Annotated in this window: 14 protein-coding genes and 3 pseudogenes; 7 read left to right on the top strand and 10 right to left on the bottom strand. The window is 73.2% G+C overall.

Annotated elements, in window-relative coordinates:
- Positions 1 to 59 precede the first annotated feature (59 nt).
- Positions 60 to 626, top strand: a complete 567-nt coding sequence (locus ABT115_RS23150) for a BAR domain-containing protein (protein ID WP_351792997.1) — start codon at positions 60 to 62, stop codon at positions 624 to 626.
- Here ABT115_RS23150 and ABT115_RS23145 read toward each other — a convergent pair.
- Complete coding sequence (locus tag ABT115_RS23145) at positions 544 to 1,374, bottom strand: IS5 family transposase (RefSeq protein ID WP_351792994.1); 831 nt, start codon at positions 1,372 to 1,374, stop codon at positions 544 to 546. The two genes, ABT115_RS23150 and ABT115_RS23145, sit on opposite strands and share 83 nt — an antisense overlap.
- Before the next feature lie 627 nt (positions 1,375 to 2,001).
- On the opposite strand from ABT115_RS23145, the gene ABT115_RS23140 reads away from it, so the two are divergent.
- Positions 2,002 to 2,583 (top strand): GNAT family N-acetyltransferase, encoded by a 582-nt coding sequence (locus ABT115_RS23140; RefSeq protein WP_351793074.1) that lies wholly within the window; start codon positions 2,002 to 2,004, stop codon positions 2,581 to 2,583.
- Positions 2,584 to 2,708: 125 nt separating this feature from the next.
- Positions 2,709 to 3,086 (top strand): nuclear transport factor 2 family protein, encoded by a 378-nt coding sequence (locus ABT115_RS23135; RefSeq protein WP_351792992.1) that lies wholly within the window; start codon positions 2,709 to 2,711, stop codon positions 3,084 to 3,086.
- A 72-nt stretch (positions 3,087 to 3,158) separates the two neighbouring features.
- Here the strand turns inward: ABT115_RS23135 and ABT115_RS23130 are convergent.
- Positions 3,159 to 3,319, bottom strand: a pseudogene (locus tag ABT115_RS23130) (IS630 family transposase); the annotation flags it as partial.
- Between ABT115_RS23130 and ABT115_RS23125 the strand changes: the two are divergent.
- A pseudogene (locus ABT115_RS23125) lies at positions 3,314 to 3,624 on the top strand (DUF6233 domain-containing protein); the annotation flags it as partial. The pseudogenes ABT115_RS23130 and ABT115_RS23125 overlap by 6 nt on opposite strands.
- An 8-nt stretch (positions 3,625 to 3,632) precedes the next feature.
- Here ABT115_RS23125 and ABT115_RS23120 read toward each other — a convergent pair.
- The gene (locus ABT115_RS23120; protein ID WP_351792990.1) at positions 3,633 to 3,947 is read right to left on the bottom strand and encodes a hypothetical protein; all 315 of its coding nucleotides are present in this window, start codon (positions 3,945 to 3,947) and stop codon (positions 3,633 to 3,635) included.
- 6 nt (positions 3,948 to 3,953) lie between these two features.
- Between ABT115_RS23120 and ABT115_RS23115 the strand changes: the two genes are divergently transcribed.
- Complete coding sequence (locus tag ABT115_RS23115) at positions 3,954 to 4,205, top strand: hypothetical protein (RefSeq protein ID WP_351792987.1); 252 nt, start codon at positions 3,954 to 3,956, stop codon at positions 4,203 to 4,205.
- Between the two features lie 118 nt (positions 4,206 to 4,323).
- Here the strand turns inward: ABT115_RS23115 and tpg are convergent, their stop codons facing one another.
- The 7 genes from tpg to ABT115_RS23080 all read right to left on the bottom strand — a co-directional run bounded on the left by tpg (position 4,324) and on the right by ABT115_RS23080 (position 20,381).
- Positions 4,324 to 4,881, bottom strand: coding sequence for a telomere-protecting terminal protein Tpg (gene tpg, locus ABT115_RS23110; protein ID WP_351792985.1), 558 nt, complete (start codon positions 4,879 to 4,881; stop codon positions 4,324 to 4,326).
- A 10-nt stretch (positions 4,882 to 4,891) separates the two neighbouring features.
- A complete protein-coding gene (tap, locus tag ABT115_RS23105) occupies positions 4,892 to 7,126 on the bottom strand; it encodes a telomere-associated protein Tap (protein ID WP_351792982.1) in 2,235 nt (744 codons plus the stop codon).
- A gap of 534 nt (positions 7,127 to 7,660) precedes the next feature.
- On the bottom strand, positions 7,661 to 9,532 hold the full coding sequence (locus ABT115_RS23100; protein WP_351792980.1) for a hypothetical protein: 1,872 nt from the start codon (positions 9,530 to 9,532) through the stop codon (positions 7,661 to 7,663).
- Complete coding sequence (locus ABT115_RS23095; protein WP_351792977.1) at positions 9,529 to 13,290, bottom strand: DUF5682 family protein; 3,762 nt, start codon at positions 13,288 to 13,290, stop codon at positions 9,529 to 9,531. The genes ABT115_RS23100 and ABT115_RS23095 overlap by 4 nt, the downstream gene beginning before the upstream one ends.
- Positions 13,287 to 14,441, bottom strand: a complete 1,155-nt coding sequence (locus ABT115_RS23090) for an ATP-binding protein (RefSeq protein ID WP_351792974.1) — start codon at positions 14,439 to 14,441, stop codon at positions 13,287 to 13,289. The genes ABT115_RS23095 and ABT115_RS23090 overlap by 4 nt, the downstream gene beginning before the upstream one ends.
- Positions 14,442 to 14,598: 157 nt before the next feature.
- Entirely contained in the window at positions 14,599 to 19,518 is a 4,920-nt protein-coding gene (locus ABT115_RS23085; protein WP_351792972.1) for a DNA-binding protein, read from the bottom strand.
- Positions 19,515 to 20,381, bottom strand: a complete 867-nt coding sequence (locus ABT115_RS23080) for a DUF4132 domain-containing protein (protein WP_351792969.1) — start codon at positions 20,379 to 20,381, stop codon at positions 19,515 to 19,517. Before ABT115_RS23080 ends, ABT115_RS23085 begins: the two co-directional genes overlap by 4 nt.
- Before the next feature lie 912 nt (positions 20,382 to 21,293).
- Here ABT115_RS23080 and ABT115_RS23075 point away from each other — a divergent pair.
- A complete protein-coding gene (locus ABT115_RS23075; RefSeq protein ID WP_351792966.1) occupies positions 21,294 to 21,503 on the top strand; it encodes a hypothetical protein in 210 nt (69 codons plus the stop codon).
- Between the two features lie 63 nt (positions 21,504 to 21,566).
- Positions 21,567 to 21,718, top strand: a pseudogene (locus ABT115_RS23070) (kynureninase/PvdN C-terminal domain-containing protein); the annotation flags it as partial.

Raw genomic sequence — 21,718 nt, 5'->3', positions numbered from 1 at the left:
TGATCGCCCTGGGGTAGGGGCAGGCAGCGGGCGGCTTGTGTTTGATCGAGGAGGTTGCGATGCCGTCGGTGCTGGGGTTGATGGAACGGCGTGAGGCGCGGGCGAGGCAGGATCTGGAGTCCTGGACGGAAGTTTTGGAGCAGGCTCAGGTGGAGGTGGATGCCGCGCGGGAGCGAGTCGAGCGGGCCCGGGTGGGGCGTGAGGAGCTCGTGTCGGTGCTGGCCGAGGAGGGCACAGTGAATACGCCGGTTTCCGTGCCGTCTGGTGGTGAGGTGGCTGCCGCCATGAGATCGAGCGGCTCCGGCTCGGGGCATGGCAAGCGGCCGCCGGTGTGGCGGTCGGGCATGGGCGAGAAGGTGCTCAGCGGCCTGTATCGGGAGGTGTTCGCCGCTGCGGTGGCTTCGTCGGGGCCGGTGAACGGGGTGGAGTTGACGCGGGCGGTGGGCCGGGAAGCGGCGATCAAGAACGAGGTGGAGAAGATCCGTCACCGTGCCTACGCGTTGGAGAAGCGGGGCTGGCTGGTGCGGGCGAAGGACGGACGCTTCACACCCGCGTCTGGAGCAGTCGGCCGGGGCGCTTCTCCGGCCAGCGCGGAGCGTCTCCGGCCAGGCGCCGGGACAGCCTGATCACAGCGGACCACCACACCATCTGGGCGTGGTGGTCGGGGCGGCGTTCGTGGTCGCGGTTGAGGCGGCGGGAGCGGGAGAGCCAGCTCAGCGTTCTCTCCACGACCCATCTGCGGGCCAGTACGACAAATCCGCGCTGTCCGTCGGGTCGGCGCACGACCTCGATGCGGACTCCGTGTCGGGCGAACGCCTGCGCCAGCGCCGGACCCTGGTAGGCGCTGTCGACCCACACCAGTTTCAGCAATCGGCCTGGATCGGCCATGAACGTCTCCAGCAGCGCGGGGGCGGCCTTGGAGTCGTGCACATCGGCCGTGGTCACGGTCACCTCCAGGAGCAGGCCCTCGGTGTCGGTCAGGATGTGACGTTTGCGTCCGTCACGTGACTTGCCGCCGTCGTATCCGCGACTGTCTTCGCCGACGGTCTCGGAGGCGTCCACCGACTGACTGTCGATGATCCCGCCGGACGGCTCGGCGTTGCGCCCATTCCGCTCCCGCGCCGAACGTCGCATGCGTTCGTACAGTTCACGCGCGTAGTCGTAGGCCCGCCAGCGGCGGAAGAAGTCGTAGACCGCCCGCCAGTGCGGGAAGTCGGCCGGCAGTGCCATCCACTTCACGCCGTTGTCAACGAGGTAGCGCACCGCGTCGAGCATCTCGCGGTGGCAAAACGCCTCGGGGCGCCCGCCACGCTTGAGGAGCCAGGCCGGCACCGGCATCGCGAAGCGGACCTCGGCCCACTCAGCATCCGTCATGTCACTCGGATAGCAGGCTGCCCGCCGCCCTGGAGCGATCGAACCGAACCGGTGCACGTACCAGTCACACCCAGGGGTGACCGCGGTGGACGCAGGCACAGTGGTACTGCTCAACTGATCAGGCAACGGGCTTCCTTGGTCGTGCTGGGTGTCGTAACCGCGTCACTACCAAGGGGCCCGTTCTTTCATGCCCGCGGCCGCACCCGTACCTCCGTCCGGATGATCACCCGCGCCGCACACCTCGAACGAGATCCGGTTTGCCACAACGCACTCATACCTCCAGGGACCATGGTTCGCCTGTGGACAGTCGCCGGGCTCCCGCGTCCAAGTTACCTGTCACCGCCGGGTGTTAGGTGGGGGCCGGGTGGGGGAGGTTTGCGGTGACAAGGGGAGGAACGCCGTGGGGAAGCGGAACGGGGCGCGCAAGGGCGCCAGGCGGTCGGGGAATCCGGCGCGCCGCGAGGCGGAGCTGTACTCGGGGAACGTGTTGGGCGAGCGGATGTAGGCCGCTTCGGCCCCCAGGGCTGCGGTGCAACCGGGCGAGGTCATCCCCGTGAGCGTCCCGGCCTTGCCGGATGGCGTGGTGATCCGGACGCGACACCGTCCGACGCGGCCGCGTTGGAGCCCGTGATCCGGCTGGCCGACCCGGACAACCCCGATGGCTCCTGGCGGCAGCTGCTTACAGCAATCCGCCAGAGCCTTGAGGCCGACGAGTACACCCGCGTCCGCGCGGTGGAGAAGACCGAGTCCGGCGTGCTGGTCGGCGGCGCGATGGCGCTGCCGGCGGCCTGGGCGTTCACCCACCCCATGCTCTTGGGGTCGCCCAACGCGCACATCATCGCCGGTCTGGTCGCCACCCTGGACTCCCTCGCGGTGGTCGAAGCACGGCGTGGCAAGGGCATCGCGCGCGCCCTGGTCGCCGACGTGGAGCGCGCGGCCGGTTCCCATGAGGAAGGGAAGTTCGGCGCGGCCGTGCTGTACGTGACGCACGAGCCAGAGCTGACGGACTTCTACGCCGGGCTCGGCTTCACCGTCTCCCCCGACGGCATCGGCATCCCCACACCGCTGGGGTTCATCTGCCACGGCCCGATCAAGGGCTTCCGTTTCTCTGTGAAGCCGCTGCGCACCGGCGTCCAGATGGAGCCCCTACCCACTCCCTATGGGCGGCGGCTGGTCATCCACGGGATTCTGCCGCTCCCCGCGTCCTGACCCCGCTCCGACCGGCATCCGCGCAGGTCACGGCCGTGCTCTAGTGCTGTGACCGGGATGGTCCACCGTGATCGGAAGGCGGCTCGCGGGACGAGCGCACGCGCAACGGCTGGTATTACTGGGGCATGCAGGAAGAGACGGCACGCTCCGCGATCGACACGTTCATCTCCGCGTTTAACGCCTCAGACGACAGCTATGTGACTGCCCTGCTCTCCCAGGCCCTGACCTCAGACGTGGTCTTCTGGGGGCCGTTGGGTCGCAGCGAAGGAATCGCGGTGGTCGAGCGGTTCGTGCTGGACATCCGGCGCCACCCGGCGGGGACCGGCACGATGGTGCGCTGCTCAGCGGTGGACATGCCTGACGAGTGGGCCCGGTACCAGTGGGTCTTCACCACGCCGGATGGAGGCCCCCGCCTGGCGGGAACGGACGTCGTCCATCTGCGGCGGAGCCTCATCGACCAGGTCATCGTCTTTGCGGGGGAGATCGAGCCGTCCGCCTCCTGAGTCGTCCTTCTGTCGCTGTCCTTCTCGTGAACTTGTCTCTTTCGGCACTCCGGGGCTGCGGTTCGCAATCGGTCAGGCTGCGGCGTTGAGGGGGCGTCTGCCCCAGCGGATGCCCTTCTCGCTGCGGATGCGGGCGCGTTCCTTGCGTTGGGCGGCAAGTTGGCGTTGCGCCAGCGCAGGTAGCGGTGCAGTGCCTGGGTTTGCGTGGTGTGGCTGCGGTGGTGGGAGTTGGCGGCGTTTCCTACGACGACGTGCCCACCGAGTACCTGGAGCCGCCCACGGTCGTGGAGCAGGCGCTGGGGCCGCGCCGTCCGTCCGGCTGGGTGCTGGCGAGGGCTGGCGGCCGCGGGCCCGGCCGAGGTGTCGTGCACGCGGTCGACTGCGAGGAAGCCCGGGAGGAACGCCGGTGCTGAACCAGGAGCGCGCGCTGGATGCGGCGCAGCGCCCTGGTACCCGGCTGTGCTCCCTGTGCGGCGCGGCGGCTGAACTGGACCCGGTTCTGAAGGGCTTCAACGGCGAGGGCTTCGGCGAGAGCTGAGCTGTGGATCAGCGGCGGGTGACGGTGAAGCCGCTGTCGTTGACAGCGGCGGTCCACACGTCGCGGTGGTCGAACCATTTGGTGATATTGGGCTGCATCTCGGTGATGGCGCGCATCCGGGCCTGCCAGTCGTGCCCGACGTCGCCGCGGCTGCTGTCGCACCCGGTGCAGCCGTCCTCGCCGTGGATGTGGCCGGCCATCCAGGCGTTGACCGCCACGTTGATGATGACCGCGTACAGGTCACCGCCGGTCTGGGCGGCACGCTGCACCTCCTGGAGTGCCGCGGCTGCCAGGAACAGCGGACCCTGCCGCGCCGCTTCCACCTGGACGTGGTCCGCGCGCACCTGGAGCGGACCGAGCGGCACGGTCGCTGCCGCAGGCAGCCGTACGCCCGCGAGCTGCAGCGCACGCACGGTGTCCACCGGTTCCAGCTGGAGTGCGGCGGCTGGCACGCGACCGACAACTGGACCAAGGACGTCACGGCGTCCGAGGTGGCCGCGCTCGTACGGGCCTTCGTCGACAAGACGCTCGCCCCGCAGGAAGGCCGGCCTTCTCCCGGCACGACCACGGGCGCAGGGTGACCACCGCACGACGGTGTCGTTGAGCGACGTCGCGTGCATGAACATCCGCCACCCCACGGATGCGCGAGCGAGCCAGGACCAGTTGGTCCGGGCTCGCTCGCTGTTCGGGGTACGGCTGCTACAGGTCGAACTCGAGGTGCTCGATGTCCGTGAAGCGGACTTCCTCCAGGGAGCCGGCGCGGCGGCCGCCGTCCTGGAAGTACACCTCCTTGAGTGCTTCGGCGGCGATCTCCCGCAGCTGTTGGTCGGTGGCGCCCTGCTCCTGGGCGTCGAAGAGGCGGGCGGCGTACTGCGGCGGCAGGGCGACGGTGAGGTGCCGGATCCGGTCCTGGTCGGTGGAGCCGATCGGGGCGGTGTAGCCGAGGCGGGCGCGGGTGTCGATGACGATGCCGCCGGTGCTCGCCGCCTGCTCGCGGGCCTTCGCCCGGATCTGCGGCTGCCATCGGGCCTGCACCTCGCGCTCTATGCGGGCGGCGAGATCGGGGCGGGGCTTCTTGATCTGGTCTTTCACGTACCGCTCGACGGTCCGCTGAGAGACCCGCAGCATCTGGGCGACCGCCTTGGTGCCCTTGAGCTGTTTGACCAGGTACCGCATCTGCGCGCCGGCCGACTTCGGGATCGGGCGGGTGAACGCCTTCTGCACCGCCTGGTCCAGGCCGTCCCCGAACATGCTCATAGCGGTCTACCTACTCTCCGTTGTCCTTGTCGGTGACGGTGCCGTCCTTGATGTACCGGGCGAGGTTGAGCTCCGGGGCGTTGAACTGTTCCCGGACGCCCTCGCCCCACAGCACGCTCTGCGTGCCCTCCCACTTGACCAGGCCGGGGTTGACCCCGAGCTTGAAGCCGCCGGGCAGCGGCTTGCCCTCGCGGTAGGGCAGGAAGTCGAGCGGCGAGGGCCCGTTGGCCGCGTACACGACGCAGTCGGACAGGATCGCGACCGGGTACTGCCCGGTGAACGCCGCGTGCTTCACGATCTTGCGGTGCAGGTTGATCCGGGTGCGGGAGATGACCGCCGCGCGGATGTCCGGCCGCCAGGTGGGGCGGGACAGGGCGCGCCACGGCTCGCCGGGCCGCCAGCCCTCGCTGCGGGGGCGCTCGCGCAGCTTGCCCAGGCCGCCCTTGACCGTCGCCTTGACCGCCGAGACGACGATGGCCAGCTCCGGGTCGCGGCTCTTGTAGCCGTCCATCGCCGCAAGGAAGTCGGCCGGCGGGAGGTCGGCGTCGACGCCGAGGTCGGCCATCGTGGCGAGGTAGGCGTCCCGCAGGCGGTTGTACCAGCCGTCCAGGTAGCGGCCGTTCTCGCGCCGCACCCACGCCTCCACCGGCCGGACCTCGTAGCCGAGTTCCACGGCGTACGCCACGGTTGGCGTCGCGTACCAGGCCGGCCCCTCGGGGCGCTCGCCCTTCGGCGTGAACGGGCTGGGCAGCAGCTCGTCGTCCAGGTCCGTCCACTGCTTGCCGATCTTCACCTTCAACAGGTCGACGTGGCTCAGGTCGACCAGCCACGAGCCGGGCAGCTTCGGGTCGAACACTGGGGCCTTGACGTGCGTCGGCGCTCCGAGGCCGACGTTCAGCCCATTGGCGCCCGCCGCGAAGGCCATGTTCACGTCGATGCCGACCAGGTGCCGCAGGGTGCACTCGGCATCGGTCATCGGCCGCGCCCAGTCGTATGCCTCCTCGAACAGCTTCTCCGCTGGGCCGCGGACGTGGAACCGGGGCAGGTCCTTGAGGACGGGGTGGCCGTCGGGGGCTTCGCACGGTGCCGGGTCGACCGGGTCCTTGCCCAGGCTGCCGGGGTTGTGCTCGGAGTGCCGCTTGCCGTCGACGTCGGGCTCGGAGGCGCGGGTCGCCGGGTGCAGCGCGGTCATCAGCTCCAGGCCGGTCACGGCCGTGGAGCCGCGCGGCGTCATCACCCGGGACGCGTACACGCCCAGGACCCGGGCGAGTTCCGCCGGCGGCAACTGCCCGGCGGTGCCCCAGTGCCGGGTGTCCAGCGCCTGCCAGGACGGAATGCACAGCTGCACGCAGGCCCGCTCCGAACCGGTGGCCGGACGGTAGATCCGCGCCCACGGCCCGAACCCACGCTTCGTCAGCTTCCACTCCGCGCGCACCAGGTGCTTGATGACCTTGTGGCCCTCCGGCAGGCGCCCGGCAAGCTTCTCCTTCTCCGTGAGCGTCGCCGGGAGGCCGTAGCGCTCCAGTGCGGCCTCGGTGAGCACGAGCAGCGGGTCGGCGTCCTTGCCCGGCCCGGACAGCTTCGGCTGCCCGAGCTTCGCCTCCTTGAGCGTCCAGTCCACCAGGGACGGCAGGGACTTGGCGGGCACGTCCAGGACCAGGCCGCCGACGCAGTACGCCAGCACCTTCCCGTCCTCGACGTCCAAGACCGCCAGCGGCCCGTTCTCGAACCGCGGGTCGATACCCGCCGGGATGGCGGCCGGGGCCGCCTTCTTCGTACCCGGGCGGCGTGACGTCGACGATGTCGGCCTGGTGGTGCGCGCCGGACGCGGCGCGGCAGCCGGAGCAGCAGCGACGGGGGCGGGGGTGGTCTGGGTGTTCTCGGGTGCAGTCATGACCGCAGCCTCGGATGCCGGGCCTGTGGATCGCGGCTGCGCTTGTGCCGGGGCGGGGTCGGCGGCGAGCGCGGGCGGCACCGAGGTGTCCTGGGCGGGCGCGGTGGCGTCGGCGGGGTAGAGCTCCGCGAGCTTGTCCAGCAGCCGGGCGTACGCGTCCCGCTCCGGCGGGCGAGGCTCGGTCTTGCCGGACTCCCACGCGCTGACCGTGGCCCGGCGCACCTTCAGTGCGCCTGCCACCTCGTCAATCGTCAGGCCGTGCGCGGCACGCAGCCGCTTACGCTCCGCCGGCGGCGGCAGCGCGGCACGGGACGCGAGCAATGCGTCGACCGCGTCGAACAACTCGGACATGAAACACCTCCTGCCCCCACACTCTACCCCGCGGAACGTACGAAGCGCGTACGTTTAGCGTACGAAGTGCGTGCGCATTGCATTCCGTCGGAGTTGAGGGGCTGAGATGTCCACACTTCCTGATCTCTCGCAGCGAAGGTGGTTGTCCTGTTCTCTGTGATGTCCGGGCAGTCTCGGAGATCTCCGGGCAAGTGAGCTGACGTCTCAGTCATCTCCAGGCATTTGGTGGGATGCCCCGGTCTTCTCCGGGTACGCCGCCTCTGCGCTGACTACGGTCGTCGTGGCTGATCGGCGTCGAACCGGAGGCCCGGTGAATGTGAACGAGGTGTCGGCAGAGTACGTCGAGCTGGAGTACGTCAGCGCGGCTGGGCTTCGTAAACGCGGGTCTTTGGGGCTCCTGTGGCCGGTCCCGTTTGAGTCGGTACGGCCCGAGCGGCGGTCGTGCGGAACGCCGGAAGGATCGGGACCCGGGCCCTTCGGCTACCGCCTGATCCCACCGGGCGGCCCATGCGGCCCGGTGGGTTCAGCGGTAGGTCACGACCAGGATGCGGCCACCAGCGAGCGTTCCGCAGCCGCCAGGTGCACGGCGGAGGCGAGCCAGGCCCTGGCGTAGGCGTCGGCCGAGGGGTCGGTCAGACGGCCGAAGGTGTCGCGGGGACGGCGGCCCGCCTCCGTTGTCAGGGCCTGTGCGAGGTGGGCGGCTACGCCGAGTTCCGCGCGGGTCAGGCGGGCGGAGAGCGAGGCCGCGTCCGTGCCGCGGCCCGCCTCAGCCACGGCACGGCGACCGCCCGCGACGCCCGTCTCCAGCAGGCGCCGGACACGCCACAGCGGTGCCTCCGCGAGCGGGTCGGGGCCCGCGGTGACCGGCCCGCAGGCCGCGGGTCCCGCCGTCTCGCGGGGGAAGTGCTCGCCCTGGAGCCGGTCGTAGCCCAGGTCGGCACGGCCCTTCCACTCGTCCGGCAGCCGCAGCGTGGCGGACGCCCCCGGCACCGGCCCGACCGCCAGTGACAGGAGCGTCGCCGCCCTGCCTAGGTCGGGACGGCCGAGCAGACGCAGAGCGAGCCCCGGGTGTTCGGCGATCCGGCGCAGGTTGGCGGCGTGCGGGAGCTCCGGGTGGGGGTGTGCGGGGCGGAGCCGCAGCAGCGGCCCCTCACCGGCGACGCGGACGACGACAGAGTCGCCGGCCGCACCGATCACCTCGACGTCGCAGCCCAGCAAACTCGGCGCCGTACTGCCGGGCCCGCCCGTCTCGGGCGCGCCGTCGGCGAGCACGGCGGCCATCGCCTCCTGCACTGGTCGGGTGAAGAGGGCGGCGGCGGGTTCCTCGGACCAGTCCACCCCGCGCAGTGGCGTCGCGCCGACCCCCCGCCCTGCCCCGAGCCGCCCGTCGGCGGAGACGGTCGCGCCGACGATCCGCAGACCCCCGCGCGCCAGCCCGGCATGGTCGAGGACGGCACCGCCGAGCGCCACGGCCGCGGACCCTGCGCCCTTCACGCGGGCGAGGCCACCGGGGCGCACGTCGGACACCGTGTAACCGGCGCCGTCCGAACCGACCAGGTGCGTGGTCACTCCGCCGTACCCCGTCGCGGACAGCACCGGCTCCCGGCACAGGCCGTAGACCCGCAGGCTGCCGCCCTGTTCGTAGACCCGGCGCGCGGAGCCCGCCGCCTCCGTGTCGGCCGACCCGGAGGCGAGCAGGGCGGTGCCGGCCAGCAGCTCACGGAAGGCTCCGGTGAGGTCGGCGAGACGTTGTCCCTCGCTCCGCTCCCGCGCGGCCCTCAGGCTCCGTACGACTCGCAGCGCAGCCGCTTCGGCCCGCGGCAGCCCGGCCAGCCGCGCGGTGTGGGCGGCACGGAGCAGCTCGGCCTGCACCACGGCGCCGCCCGCCGTGACGCCGGCGGACAGGGCCTCGGCGGCGGCGTCCCACAGCGCCGTGGCGGCGCGGACCTGCGCCGCGGTGAGGGCGGCCGGTGCGACCGCCGTGGCCGCAACGTCGGCGGCGGGGGCGGTGGGTGAGGCCGCCTCTGGCCCCGCGCCCGTGTCGGAGGCTGTGCCCGAGCCTGCGGTCTTACCCGTACCCGAGTCGTCACCCCCGCCCGCGTCGCCCTCCCTATCGGTGATGGGTGCCGCGCCCAGGACCGCGGCCCGGTGCAGGCAGCGCGGGGCCAACAGGCAGGTGCACACGGCCTGCTCCGCGTTCGTGACCGTGCCGGAGGGGCCCGGGCGCAGCGTGACCGTGGCGTCCTCGCCGAAGTGGACCTCGACCGCCCCGTCGGCTGTGGCGGAGGCCTGGTCGGCGCAGCCCGAGATCGCCGCGTCGAGTTTCTTGCGCAGCCGTGCGCTGAGCTGCTGCACGGTGTCGGCGAGGACGTCGGGGGCGACGGGAGGCAGGAGTTCGGTGCTCAACGGGGTTCTCCACGGAGGCGGTCGCCCACCCAGCGGGCGAGTTCGAGCGGGCTGAGGGCGGCCACCGGCATACCGGCCGCGACGAGTTGGCGCGCCACGGACACCGAGTAGCGCGGCGTGCCAGTGTCGTCGAGCGCCGCGCAGCCCAGCAGGTGGGAGCCGGAGGACGCCAGGGCACGCACCTCGCCCAGCAGCCCGCTGAGCGGTGCACCCTCCTCGAAGTCGCTGACCACGACGACGAGCGTGCGGCTCGGCACGGTGATCAGCGAACGCGCGTGCGCGAGACCGGCCGCGATGTGCGTTCCGCCGCCGACCCGGACCTCCAGCAGCAGCGACAGCGGATCCTCGACCCGGTCGGTCAGATCGATCACCTGCGTGGAGAAGGCCAGGAAGTGCGTGGACAGGGTCGGAACCCCTCCGAGAACCGCGGCCGTCAGCGCCGACCAGATAACCGACGCCTCCATCGAGCCTGAGACATCGACGACGAGTACCAGGCGCCAGTCCGCCTCCTTGCTCGCCCGCGTGCTGAACAGCGGGCGCTCGGGTACGACGACGAGCCGGCCGTCCTCCGTCCGTCGGGTGTGGGCGAGATTGGCTCGCAGGGTACGGGCGAGGTCGAGGCGCCCGCCGGGCCGTCGGGTCGGGCGCGGGGTGGCCAGACCGGTGAGAGCCGGGCGCAGGCGGGTGGCCAGCTCCCGGGACAGCTCGTCGACGAGCCGCTTCACCAGCGGACGCAGCCGCGCGAGTTGAGCCTCGGGCATTCCTCCGGCCAGGGACAGCACCGAACCGAGCAGCTCCACCGATGGGCGTACCGACGCCGGATCGAGCTGCGCGAGCACGTCGGTGCGGCCCGCGTCGGCGGCCTCCGCGAGGACCTCCTCGCGTACGTCGGTGCCGAAGAGGGCCTCCAGCTCCTGTGCCCACTCCCGCGCGGTGGGGAAGGACGGGTCCTGACCGCCGCCTTGACCTGGTGCGCCGCCGTCCAGGTCCTGGGCGCCTTCGCCGCGCCCGCGGCCGTAGAGCTCGTCCAGGGCGTGGGCGTAGCGGCGCGCGTCGCCAGTGAGCCGTTCCTTGTGGCGGCCGAGCAGCAGCCGCCAGCGGTCGGTACGGCCGAGCCGTCGGTTTGCGTCGTCCGCGGCGGCGCTGTCCGCTGCGGGTGGGGGTGCGGGGCGGGGATTGTCGGCCGAATCCGAGCCCGGGTCCGTTCCTGCGTCGGTGTCCGCGGCCGGCAGGCCCAGGGCCTTCAGCGCTGCCGATCCGGCCGCGTCGGCCGCCGCCCACAGGGCGAGCAGCTCGGGCGGGGCGTCGAGTGACAGGTCGAGCCGGTCGCCGAGCCGCTCCGTCACAGTGGTGAGTAGCCTGTCGCGCGCGGCCGGGGCCAGCGTGTCGAAGCCGCCGCGCAGTGCCGGAAGCCGGTCGAGGAAGTCCTGGTCGGCCAGCGCGTCAACCCGGTCCATGAGCGCGGCGAGCGCGTCCGGCGACGCTTGGAGCAGGGGACCGGCGGCCGTGAGCAGCCCGGTAAGACGCTTCGCCAGCGCCCGGCGCGTGTCCGGAGCCGTGGCCCCGTCGATCCAGCCGGCCGTACGCTCGCCCAGCCCGGCCGCGTCGTCCAGGTCGAGCAGCACGCGTACGGCCAGGGCCGCGCCCTGGATGAGCGGGGAGCCCTCGGCCGCCAGCTCGGCGAGCGCCCGGTCCAGTCGCAGGCCCAGGTGACGGGCGGCCGTCCGGTCTGCCAGCGCCACCAGCGCCCCGGCGTCGGCGCCGCTGTCGCTCCCGGTGAGGCCGGGCAGGGACCGGACCGCGGCCTCAAGGAGTTCCTCCGTGAGCGCGCCGGCCGTCGTGCGGGCGTCCTGCATGGTGCCGGGGTAGTGGCCGCGCCGCAGTCCCTCCAACAGGTCCAGGGCCTGGAGGAGCTCGGGCAGGTCGGCGCTGTCGGGCAGCACGGCGGAGGCCTCGTACAGGCGCACGTCGACCAGTTCGGGCAGGCCGCAGCGCGCGGCGGCGGTCAACCCGGTGAGGATCTGGGCCGGGGTGGGGCCGCCCTCGGCGGCCTCGTGGCGCGCGGTCGCGGCGAGCGTGCCGGCAGCGGCCTGGGCCGCGGTCACCCCGCGCACGCCCGCGAGGTCGAGGCGCGCGGGCACGGACGGCGTCCACGTCAGACGCCATCTGGTGCCGAGCGCCGTGCCGTCGCCCGTGCTCGCCACGTCCAGGGGTTCGCCGTACGAGGCGCCGATCACCAGCAGCCGCTGGAGCAGCACTTCGCGGCGGCCGTCCAGAGGCGAACGGAGCGGGTCGAGGCGCAGGTCGCGGCGGTCGGGGTCGTCCGGTCGGGGCAGCCGCAGTTCCGCGAGCTCGGCCTCGACCGAGGGGCCGAGACCGGACCGGGGCGCGTGCGGGCTGATCCGGCCGCGTGCGGTGCCGACGAACACGGCCTCCAGCGCGCGGGCCAGGGCCCGGCCCCGGCCGAGGGGTTCGCCCTGGCCGAGGACAGTGGTGACGGCCTCCAGGAGTTCGCCGCGCCCGGGCGCGGGCAGTCCGCGCAGGGCGGCCAGGTCACAGGCCAGGCGCAGCGTCTCGGCTGCCTCGCCGGTCCCCGCGGTGTGACCGCCGCGGCGCATCTCGCGGCACAGGCCGGTCACCGCGTCGGCAGCCGCCTCCCGGATCCGTTCCGGATCGCCGGCGGCGGCGAGCACTGCCTGCTGCCACAACGGGTCGCGGATTCCGGCCGGGTAGCCGGACCGGGAGTCGAGCAGGTCGAACGAGTACGGCACGAGGGAGGTCACCGCCGAGCCCTCGGTCGCTGCGGTGCGGTCTTCCCCGGCCCTGCCAGCCGCCCAAACCCCTGCCGCGTCCGTACCGGACCCCCACGTGCGGGGCCCCGCACCGCGCGGCCCGGCCTCGGACGGGACGGCCGCCTGCCCCATAGCGCCGGAGACGCCCGTCGTCCCGGCCCCGGCCTCCGCTCCGGCGTCCGCCTGCGTGGACGCGAGAAGTGCGGGTGTGTGAAAGGCGCCGATCACGGCTGCCACCCGGCGCCCGTCCGCTGAGGCAGAGGCGATCACCTGCCGCATCCGTTCCTCCCGCGCCAGGTCGGCGGCGGGTACGGCGGCGTCGGCACGAAGGGCCCAGCCCACGCCCAGTGCGGCTCGGCGCACCGCGTCCGGGGCGCACCCCGGAGCCAGCACCTCCACCGCGCGATCCCACAGGTCGTCACCGTCCCTACCGGTCCCGGCGGCGGCAAGCGCCTCGGCGTACGAGCGCTGCACCTGCGCCGTCCCGTCGCCGGGAGCAGGGTCAGGACCGGCGTCGAGCGCACCCGCGGCACCCAGGGGCGCATCGGCCTCCGGACGTACGGCCTCGCTCCCGTCCGGCTCGCGCACCGGTCCGAGTGCCCCCGCCGACCAGCGCGGGTCGCCGAGGGGAAGGTCGCAGCACACGACCTCCGCCCCGCGGCTTCTGGCCCAGCGGACCGCGGCGAGCTCCGGTGAGAAGTCCGCGAACGGGTAGAACGAAAGCCGTCCCCCCTCGCCCGCCCCGGCCAGGGCGACCGGGGCGACGGTTTCGGGGTCCGCCAGGTGCTCCAGCCAGGGCTGGAAGTCGGTCGGCAGCTCGACGCAGACCACCTCGGCCTGTGCCTCTTCCAGCAGGGCGGGTACCACCGCGGCCAGCGCCGGACTGTGGTGGCGCACTCCCAGCAGGTACGGCGCACGCGATGCGGCCAGTGCGTCCACGGCCGTGCGTGGATCGACGGTTGTCAACGCAGGCTCCCGCGCAGGTCCCAGAGCCGGCGCCACATCGCCGAGCCGTTCTCTGCGCGGCGGCGCACCGGGCCGTCCCAGTAGCCCAGCAGCCGTGCGTGGTCGGCGGGGTCGTCCTTGCGGACCACTCCGAGCAGATGTCCCGGCAGCAAGTCGAGCACATCCCCGCCGGGCAGGTAGGCGGCCGCGACCCCGAGCGACGCCGCCACCTGGACGGCCTCGGCGGTGGACATGACCGTGCCCGGCCGTTCCACGTCCCATCCCTCGTTGGAGCGGCCGGAGCGCAGGTCTCGGAAGACGGTGACGAGGGCGTCGAGGACGGCTTCATCGACGGCGAAGACCGCGCCCGCCCGCTGCACGGCGGCAACAGCCTGGCGGCGGATCAGGACCGCCTCAGCGTCGGCGTCGGCGATCGGGTCGACGGTCTCGAAGTTGAAACGGCGCTTCAGCGCGGCCGACATCTCGGAGACGCCCCGGTCGCGCAGGTTGGCTGTGGCGATGACGGTGAAGCCGGGGGCGGCGCGGACGACCGCGTCCTCGGTGGAGGTCAGCTCGGGTACGCTGATCCGCCGGTCCGACAGGATGGAGACGAGGGCGTCCTGAACCTCGGGCAGACAGCGGGTGATCTCCTCGACCCGCGCCACCCGTCCGGCCCGCATGGCGGCGAGGACCGGGGAGTCCACCAGGGCCTGCGGGGAGGGGCCCTGGGCGAGCAGCAGGGCGTAGTTCCATCCGTAGCGGAACGCGTCCTCGGTGGTGCCCGCCGTGCCCTGCACCGTCAGGGCGCTGGTCCCGCTGACAGCGGCCGCGAGCAGCTCCGACAGCATCGACTTGGCCGTACCGGGCTCACCGGTGAGCAGCAGCCCGCGCTCTCCGGCGAGGGTGACCACACAGCGTTCGACCAGCGCGCGCTCGCCGACGAACTTCGGGGCGATCACCAGCTTCGACGGCAGACCGGCGCGACGCCGGGGCAGGGCCAGCTCCACGCCGTCGCTTCCGCAGACGAACGTGACCACCGCGCGTGGGGTGAGCGCCCAGCCGGGCGGCCGCGGGCCGGGTTCCTGGGCGGCGAGGAAAGCGAGTTCGGCGGCATGGCGCTCCTCGGCCGGCTGGCCCTGCCGGACGGGTGCGGTCTGTTCGGTGACGGTCATGCGGGTTTCCTTCGTCATGGTTCGACAGGTGTTGCGTACGGGTCGGGGAACCGGCGCGGCGCGCCCGGGGGGGGCGGGCGCGCCGCGCCGTGCTGACGACGGGCGGCCGGTCAGCGGCGGATCAGGTGCCGTTCGGCGGCGCCACAGTGACGGTGCCTCAGCGGCGGCGCCTCGTACGCCGCACTTTCAGCTCCTCGAAGCGCGGGAGGTCGCCGTCGCGGATCCGCTGCCAGGCCCGGGCGAACAGCTCCGCGGCCGGTTCGATCGGCACCAGGGCGCCCAGCACCGGCCGGCCGCCCGAGACCACCCCGTACATCGGCAGCTTCCACTGCTCCACGGGCAGGACGGGTGCCGACTGCTCCGCCCAGGCGCCCGGCAAAACCAGCGAGCGTCCCGCCCGGGCCCGTACGACCGACACCACCAGGTCGGTCTCGGCCAGTTCGGCCCGTGCCGCCTTGAGACGGGCCGGCTTCCACCCCGTCCATCGCGCGGTGTTGCGGTCCGTCGGGTCGGGCATGGCCAGCAGCATCAGGTACAGCGTCGCCGCGTCGGCGGTCAGACCGCGCGTCTCGGCGACCTCGGCCACCCGCTCGGGCACCGAACGAGACGGATCCTGCGGCCACCACTGGCCCCCGTCGTCCGCCGCGCCGGCCGCGGGCGCGCCCGGGTCGGCCAGCAGCCGTGCGAACGCCGGGTCGTACGCCCGCCGCAGGGCCGTCTCGACCCCGGTCTGCTGCTGATCGGCGCCGCGCAGTGCCACCAGGTACGGGTCGGAGCCGGTGGAGTCCAGTAGGGCGGGCCGTATGGCCGGCTGGGGCTGGCCGTCCTGCGTGGCCATGAGCACCGCGCCGTACCGCTCGTGGTCCGGTGCCGTCTCCGTCGGGGCGCCGGCCACCTTCCGGAAGTCCGCGAGGCTCGTGTAGTGCCCAGCGGAGAGCAGCAGTTCGGGTGCCGCAAGACGCTGCCGCACGGCGGTCAGCGCACTCGGCAGCGCCGCCCGCACCGGATCGCCGGCGGGCAGCCGGTGGGCCAACCAGGCCGTCAGGCTCATCGAGCCGGCCAGCACCGCCGAGGTGAACGGCGCATCGGTGGGGGACGCCGTCGCCGGGTGATCGCCCTCGATGCGCCACGGTACGTCGACGCCGAGCTCCGGCGACGACGCCGGTTCCAGCAGCGCCGGGAGCGCCCGGTGCACGGGCCAGCCGCTGCGCGCGGCGCGTGCAGCCTCCGCCGCCAGCCAGTCGGGCACCTGCCGGCGCCGTCCCACCTTCTCGTTCCACACGGCGGCCGCCGACGCCACGTCCGGGCCCTCGCTCCACAGCCGTGCCGGGTCGTCGGGCAGGAGCGCCGCGAGCACCGCCCGGCGCACCTCGACCGGGAGCGCGCGCAGTTCGTCGCGGGCGTGTCCCGCCTCGGCCACCTTCAGACCGAGCGCCTTGCGCAGCTCGGTCGGCAGGAAGTTGTTCTCCCAGCTGTCCACGTCGGGCATGCCCGCGAGAACGATCCGGGCCAGCGCCCGGGACACACCGGTGCGGCGACTGAACTCGTCGGCGGCCTCCGGCAGGAAGGGCACTGCCTCACGGGACCGCGCCTCCCCGAGGAAGCCGGTCAGCCAGTCGGCGCCGCGCACCCGATCGCCCACCGGCGCGTCACCGCTCACGGTGTAGGGGCCGGGCACCTCGAAACGGCCGCTCGGGTCGTGGAGCAGCGCGCCGAACTCCCACCCGTCGTCGACGTCGGAGTTGTGCTCGGTGAAGCCGAGCGCAGCACCGCCGCCCAGGGGCAGCACACTGCGGTGCGTGACGTTGCGCCGCTGGCCGTCCGGCGTGTGCAGGTGGGGCGTCGCCAGGCGGACCAGGACCCGGCGCCAGTGACCGGCCGAGGCCGCCGTCGAGGCCAGCCCCAGCACGTCCACCCGGCCGAGGACTTCGAGCAGGGCCGCCCGGTGTGCTGGGCCGCTGCCGGGCGCGACGGCCCGGTAGGCGATCGCGGCCGGCTCGTCCAGGAGCGAGACGAAGGGCAGTCCCGAGTAGGGCAGCGACGGCAGATCGAAGTGCAGCCGGCCCGGCAGGGCCGTGGCGGCGGTGTCCGCGCGCACGGACGCCAGAGTCTCCAGGTATTGGTGGGTCACGTCGGTGTCCGCGCCGTACCGGTAGTAGCCGGTATTGACGATGCCGTGCAGCGCCTTGGCGAGCACGTGGTCACTCGGTCCCTGGACCCGGACCTCCGTGGGCTCGGCGGCGGGGTCGAGCCGTGCGGCCACGGCGTCCAGCGCCTTCTGCTGCCGTACCGCGAAGCGCAGCACCTTCACCACGCCGGCGATCAGCTCGGGTGCCGAGACCTGCGGCAGCGCGGCGCTCACCAGCTCGGGCAGGTCCGCCACCCGCTCCGCGAGCACAGCCGCCTTCAGCAGGGCGCCGGCCGACTCCGCGTCGGCGCCCCGCAGCGCCGCCGACCCCTGCGGATCACGCGCGCGCAGCATGTACAGGTACGGCAGCGGCGGCAGGGCCTGAGCCGCGGTCCCGTACAGCTCGTTGCGGTGGTCGCACTGGGCCGTCGTCGTGACCGTGCCCTCCGGGTCGCTGAGCGACAGCTCGCGCCACTGCTGGGTCAGTGCCCGCGGCCGGTCGTCGCCGGGGAACGTCAGCGCGGCGACCGGCCTGTCGGCGCCCTTCGGAAGGGTGACGACCCGTCCGGTGGTGTCCTCGCCGTGGTGGCCGCCGTCGGACAGCCGCAGGACACGCCAGCCGAGGAGTCCGTCCGTGGACGTCCCCTGGGCCGAACCCGCCACCACCGGGGCGGGCCGCAGCCAGCACGAGCCGGCCGCCAACTCGGCCCCGGGGGCGTGCCGCAGCAGCGCGTCGGCGAGGAAACCGGGCTGCGAGCGTCGGCCGTACGCACCGCCCACGGGGTCGTATTCGAGCCAGCCGCCCTTGTCCTCCCCGTCCCTGTCCTGCCACACCCAGTACGACGTGCCGTCGGACAGCAGCGCGCGCTCCGCGGGCAGCTTCGTGTCGCCGCTGTGGAGGACCCCGCCGCCGGTGGTGCGGCCGCCGCCGGGCAGTTGCAGGCTGAGGTGATCCGAACGCATGGCCCAGGAGCCGGCGCCGGCTCCTGCGAGAGCGAACACCGTGTCGGGCGCGGTGTGCCAGTAGCCTTGCGGCTCGCCTCGACCGTACGTGCTCCAGAACACCAGCAACGCACCGTCCACGTAGTGGAAGCCCGTCCGCCACACGGACGTGGTGGGCAGCCGCAGATCGTGCACGAGAACGGTGGAGTCGGCGTCGATGACGCGCACCTGCGTCGCGTTGGCCACGATCAGATACGGCCAGGCCTCGACGACCGTCAGACCCTCGGTGGTGTGGTGCCCCGGTGCCAGCTCCGTCAGCGCCTCCTCCCACGCCGGCCAGCGCAGTTCCTCCCACAGACCGCCCCGAAGCGTGCGCGCCACGGCCTCGCCGAGATCGGCACCGGCCGCGGCCGCGACCTCCTGCGGCGCGAGCGCGAGAGCCTCGGAGGGCAGCCACGAAAGCCGCTCGATCGCCTTCGGCAGTCCGGGCAGCCCGGCCGCCACCGACGAGGCGGCCACCTCGCGCATCCACTCGGTGAGCATCGGGCGGCCGCCGGGCGAGGCGGCCAGCCGCCGCATCACGTCCGCACCGGAGGACGCGCTGTTGTAGCTGTTCGCCCCGCGTCCGAAGGCGGGCCGGAAGCGCGGGTCGGCCGCCAGCGCGACCAGGTCCCGCGGCTCCTCGCCGCGGGCCCAGTCCGACAGGTTCAGGGCGCTGCCGCGCTGGTGGTGGGCGGACTTCTCCTCGGGGTCAGCGACCGCGATCTCCAGCGAGAGCAGGAGGTCCAGCAGGTTCACGTCCTCTACACCGATCCGCAGGAACCGCTCGCTCTCGGGCCGCGCCGCCAGATCGGCACGCAGCCGGCCGGCCGCCCGCTCGACCAGCTCCAGCAGGGCGGGCGGCGTCGGGCGCGGCCCCCAACCGCGATGCCGGGCACCGTGAAAGCGCTCCAGCCAGCCCGCCGCGCCGTCGGAGCACCGCTCCTCCTGCGGCAGGCCGGCGTCCACGAGACCGGCATCGGCCCCCGACTCCGCCATGATTCCCAGCCACAGCTCGGTCATATCCCCGTTGTCCCCGGGCGGGGTCATCGACAGCAGCGTGCCCCGCGCGGACGGAACGCGCCGGGCCAGCGCGACCAGCGCGCCGCGGTGCGACTTCCACCAACCGGCGGCGGCCCGCAAGGTGGCCGGCAGCGGAAGGAGCTCGGCGAGGTAGTCCTGCTCCGCCTCGTTGCCGGACAGGGCCGCGGCGCGGGCGAGCCGCTTCAGCTCCACCGCGGCCTGGGCGGACGGCGCGAGACCGCCGGCGGTCCGGCGCACGCACAGCCGCCGGAACCGCTCGTACGCCTCGACGGGCGCGAGCCGGGCCGACAGGTCCTTGCCGTAACCGGTCAGGACCTTCACCGGCAGCGCGCCGGCCAGGGCGAACTCCAGGAACAGGGCGTCGAGCCGGTCCTCGTCGACTGTCAGCCCGTGCTGCGCCTCGCTCGTGCGGGCACGGCCGAACAGCTGGCCGGCGTACGTGCTGTTCTCGACGCCGAGGAAGATCCGCGCGGCCTGCTCGTAGAAGACGGGCAGGAAGTGCGGGACGGCCGAGGCGAGCCGCCCGGCCAGCTCGTGGCAGGCGTCCAGGGCGGCCTTGGGCTTGGTCTTGGCCTGCCGGGCCAGCCGGTCCAGCTCCGGCACGACCGCCAGGGCGTGGTGCCCGTCCTCGGGGTGGTGCACCAGCACCCACTCGGGAAAGCCGAGTTCCTGGCGCCAACCGAGACCGACCACGGCCGGCTCGCCCTGCGGCTCGAGTCCGAGGAAGCCGGCGGCGAGGTCCTCGGCGGGGCCCAGTTCCGCCGAGGCAAGCCGCACGACGACCCGATCCTCGCCGAGCACCGCGTGGCGATAGGCCCGTGCGGTCAGTTCGACCGCCGAGGGGCCCGCACCCCGCGCGTCGGCCGGGAGGACCGCGCCTGCCGCGAGCAGCTCCTTGTTGTCGTTCCCAACCGTCCCGGTCACGCGTCCCCACCCTCTTCGATCGTGCGGCCGGCGTACAGCGCAGCGGCCATGCGCATCCCCTCGGACCAGGCCACCAGCCCGACCTCGGTCAGCCGCACCGCGCGGCCGTCCTCGTCGTGCCAGCTCAGCCCGCCGGTCTCCGACTCCCCGTCCCAGTACGGCTCGCCGATCCACACCGACGCCTCCGTGCTGCGGCCCCCATCACGTACTTTGCACGTGGCGTAGCCACCGGACACCCGGTAGCCGAGGCCTGTGGCGCGCGCCGCGAGACCGAACCGCGAGGCGAACTTCCCGCCCGCGTAGTCCCGTACCTCCGTCGCCGTCTCCGGACGCGCGGCATCCGGCCCGTCCGGCCTGGTCCAGGTCGCCCGGTGGATCTGCTCCACCTTCTGGGTGATGCCGAGGTCGGCCGCGAAGTCCCGTACGTCGTCCAGGTCCGGCAGGAGCACGGGGTGGGGAAGCGTCACCGTGCGCGGCGACAGCCGCACGGTCTCACCGTCGAGGTCGACCACCTTGAGCTCCCCGCCGCCGGTGACGTCCCGCAGGAAGCCGACCTCGTCCGGATCGTCGCCCACGACGGCCATGTCACGCAGCGCCGCCTGCCACGCCTCGTCCGGCCACACCCGCGCGATCAGCTCCGTCGGAACCGGAAGCGACGACACCATCCAGGCATCCACCTGAGCCACGCACGAGGCCTCGTGCCGGTCCAGCCACTCGGCCAGCTGCCTCAGCCGGTCGACCTCGGGACTGTCGCGCAACGCCTTCGGCAGCGCCTTCAACTGCCGCCCCCCGACTCGCCGTGCGACCACGCGCCCGTCCTCGAGGGTGATCTCGTACCCCTCACCCGCTGCCAGCCACGCCATCAGCCGTGCCCCTCCGCCTGTCCATCAGATGTCAGCGCAGCCCGAACCAAGGGCCACGAAGCCCCTGAACTGCGATATGAGGGGAGACTAACGAGGGCCACTGACAACGCGGATGTTGTGCATCGCCGGTGGGATGCACGGCATCGGGGGCGCGGCATCGGGTGCATTCAGTGGCCGGCCTCCCGGCCACGGTGCGGTCCGGGCTCCTGCGGGCGGTGCGCCTGCTGGTCGTCCTCGGGCACCGGGTGCAGCGCGTTCTTCGCGTACGGGCAGTTCACCGCCGGGGACGCCGCCCTGGCCCGGTTCTACCAGCGCCAGGGGTTCACCATGCCCCGGGCGAGCCGGTCTTCCTCGCTGGCGGCTCCAAGCACACCGGCGTCGGTGCCTCACCACTCCCCGGCGAGCAGATGTTCTCGCGCATGCTCTGACCCCGTACCCGGCGGCTTCGGAAACCGGACCCGGGACCTCCCGGCCAGGCTGGCCCTGGCCGGGCAAGGACGTCCCCGAGAAGCGCAGCGGCGGCGCGCGGCGGGACGACGGCGGGGTGGGGAGCCCGGTACCGCATCGCACGCCGGCCGGCCGCCGGGGTCCGGGCGAGGTCCACCTCCCCGGCGTTGATCAGCCCCCCGCGCAGCCGGTTGACGGCCGAAACAGCCGTTCCCCGCCCGGCCACACCCTGGCCGCCGCGCCACGCCCGTGTGAGCCCGGTCAGTCGAGCGCGCGCAGCACCAGCCGCGCAACTCCTGTGATCCCCCGCCCGATCCACCCGAGCAGTCCCGTCTCCACCGCCACCTCGGCGGCATCCGCAGCCGCGTCCGCGCGGTCCGGCCCGGAACGGCACCGCGAACAGGAACGAGGCAAAACCGCGAAATTCCCCGGAGTCACCGTCGTCGAACGTCCCGGGAAGAAGCCATGAACACCTCACCCATCCACCTGATGCTCCTGGTCCTGCTCCTGGCGGTCATCGCGCTCTTCTGCACCCTCGTAGGAGCAGCGGCCGGCCTGCTTGCTCGCATCGACGGAGCCACCTACGCCACCGCCCTGCTACGGGGTGCCCTGGCCTTCGCGGGCAGCGCCACCATCTCCCTGGCACTGCTGACCTTCGTCCTCGCAGCACTGTGAACGACGGATGCGTTGCCGTACTTCGTCAGGCGCACGTGGCGTGCGCCGTGGTGATGCTGTCGGTACGTACCTGAAGAGCGGGTCGACGTCGTGACGCCGGGTGCCCATGCCGAGCGGGGAGTCGCGCTGCGGTGTGCGGACGCCGGCGAGGTGATGGGGCGTCTGATCGCGGAGGGTGTCGCCGGCGACTTCAGTGCGCCTGACGTGCTGCGGTT

Origin of the sequence: Streptomyces sp. NPDC001832, assembly GCF_040297265.1 — a bacterium.
GTDB lineage: Bacteria > Actinomycetota > Actinomycetes > Streptomycetales > Streptomycetaceae > Streptomyces.
The sequence above is the reverse complement of the archived record's forward strand: the minus strand, read 5'-3'. Positions and strand labels throughout refer to the sequence as shown.

Coding starts and splice junctions, on each gene's coding strand:
- ABT115_RS23150 (WP_351792997.1), top strand. CDS start 60: ATGCCGTCGGTGCTGGGGTTGATGGAACGGCGTGAGGCGCGGGCGAGG.
- ABT115_RS23145 (WP_351792994.1), bottom strand. CDS start 1,374: ATGACGGATGCTGAGTGGGCCGAGGTCCGCTTCGCGATGCCGGTGCCG.
- ABT115_RS23135 (WP_351792992.1), top strand. CDS start 2,709: ATGCAGGAAGAGACGGCACGCTCCGCGATCGACACGTTCATCTCCGCG.
- tpg (WP_351792985.1), bottom strand. CDS start 4,881: ATGAGCATGTTCGGGGACGGCCTGGACCAGGCGGTGCAGAAGGCGTTC.
- tap (WP_351792982.1), bottom strand. CDS start 7,126: ATGTCCGAGTTGTTCGACGCGGTCGACGCATTGCTCGCGTCCCGTGCC.
- ABT115_RS23090 (WP_351792974.1), bottom strand. CDS start 14,441: ATGACCGTCACCGAACAGACCGCACCCGTCCGGCAGGGCCAGCCGGCC.
- ABT115_RS23080 (WP_351792969.1), bottom strand. CDS start 20,381: ATGGCGTGGCTGGCAGCGGGTGAGGGGTACGAGATCACCCTCGAGGAC.
- ABT115_RS23075 (WP_351792966.1), top strand. CDS start 21,294: ATGAACACCTCACCCATCCACCTGATGCTCCTGGTCCTGCTCCTGGCG.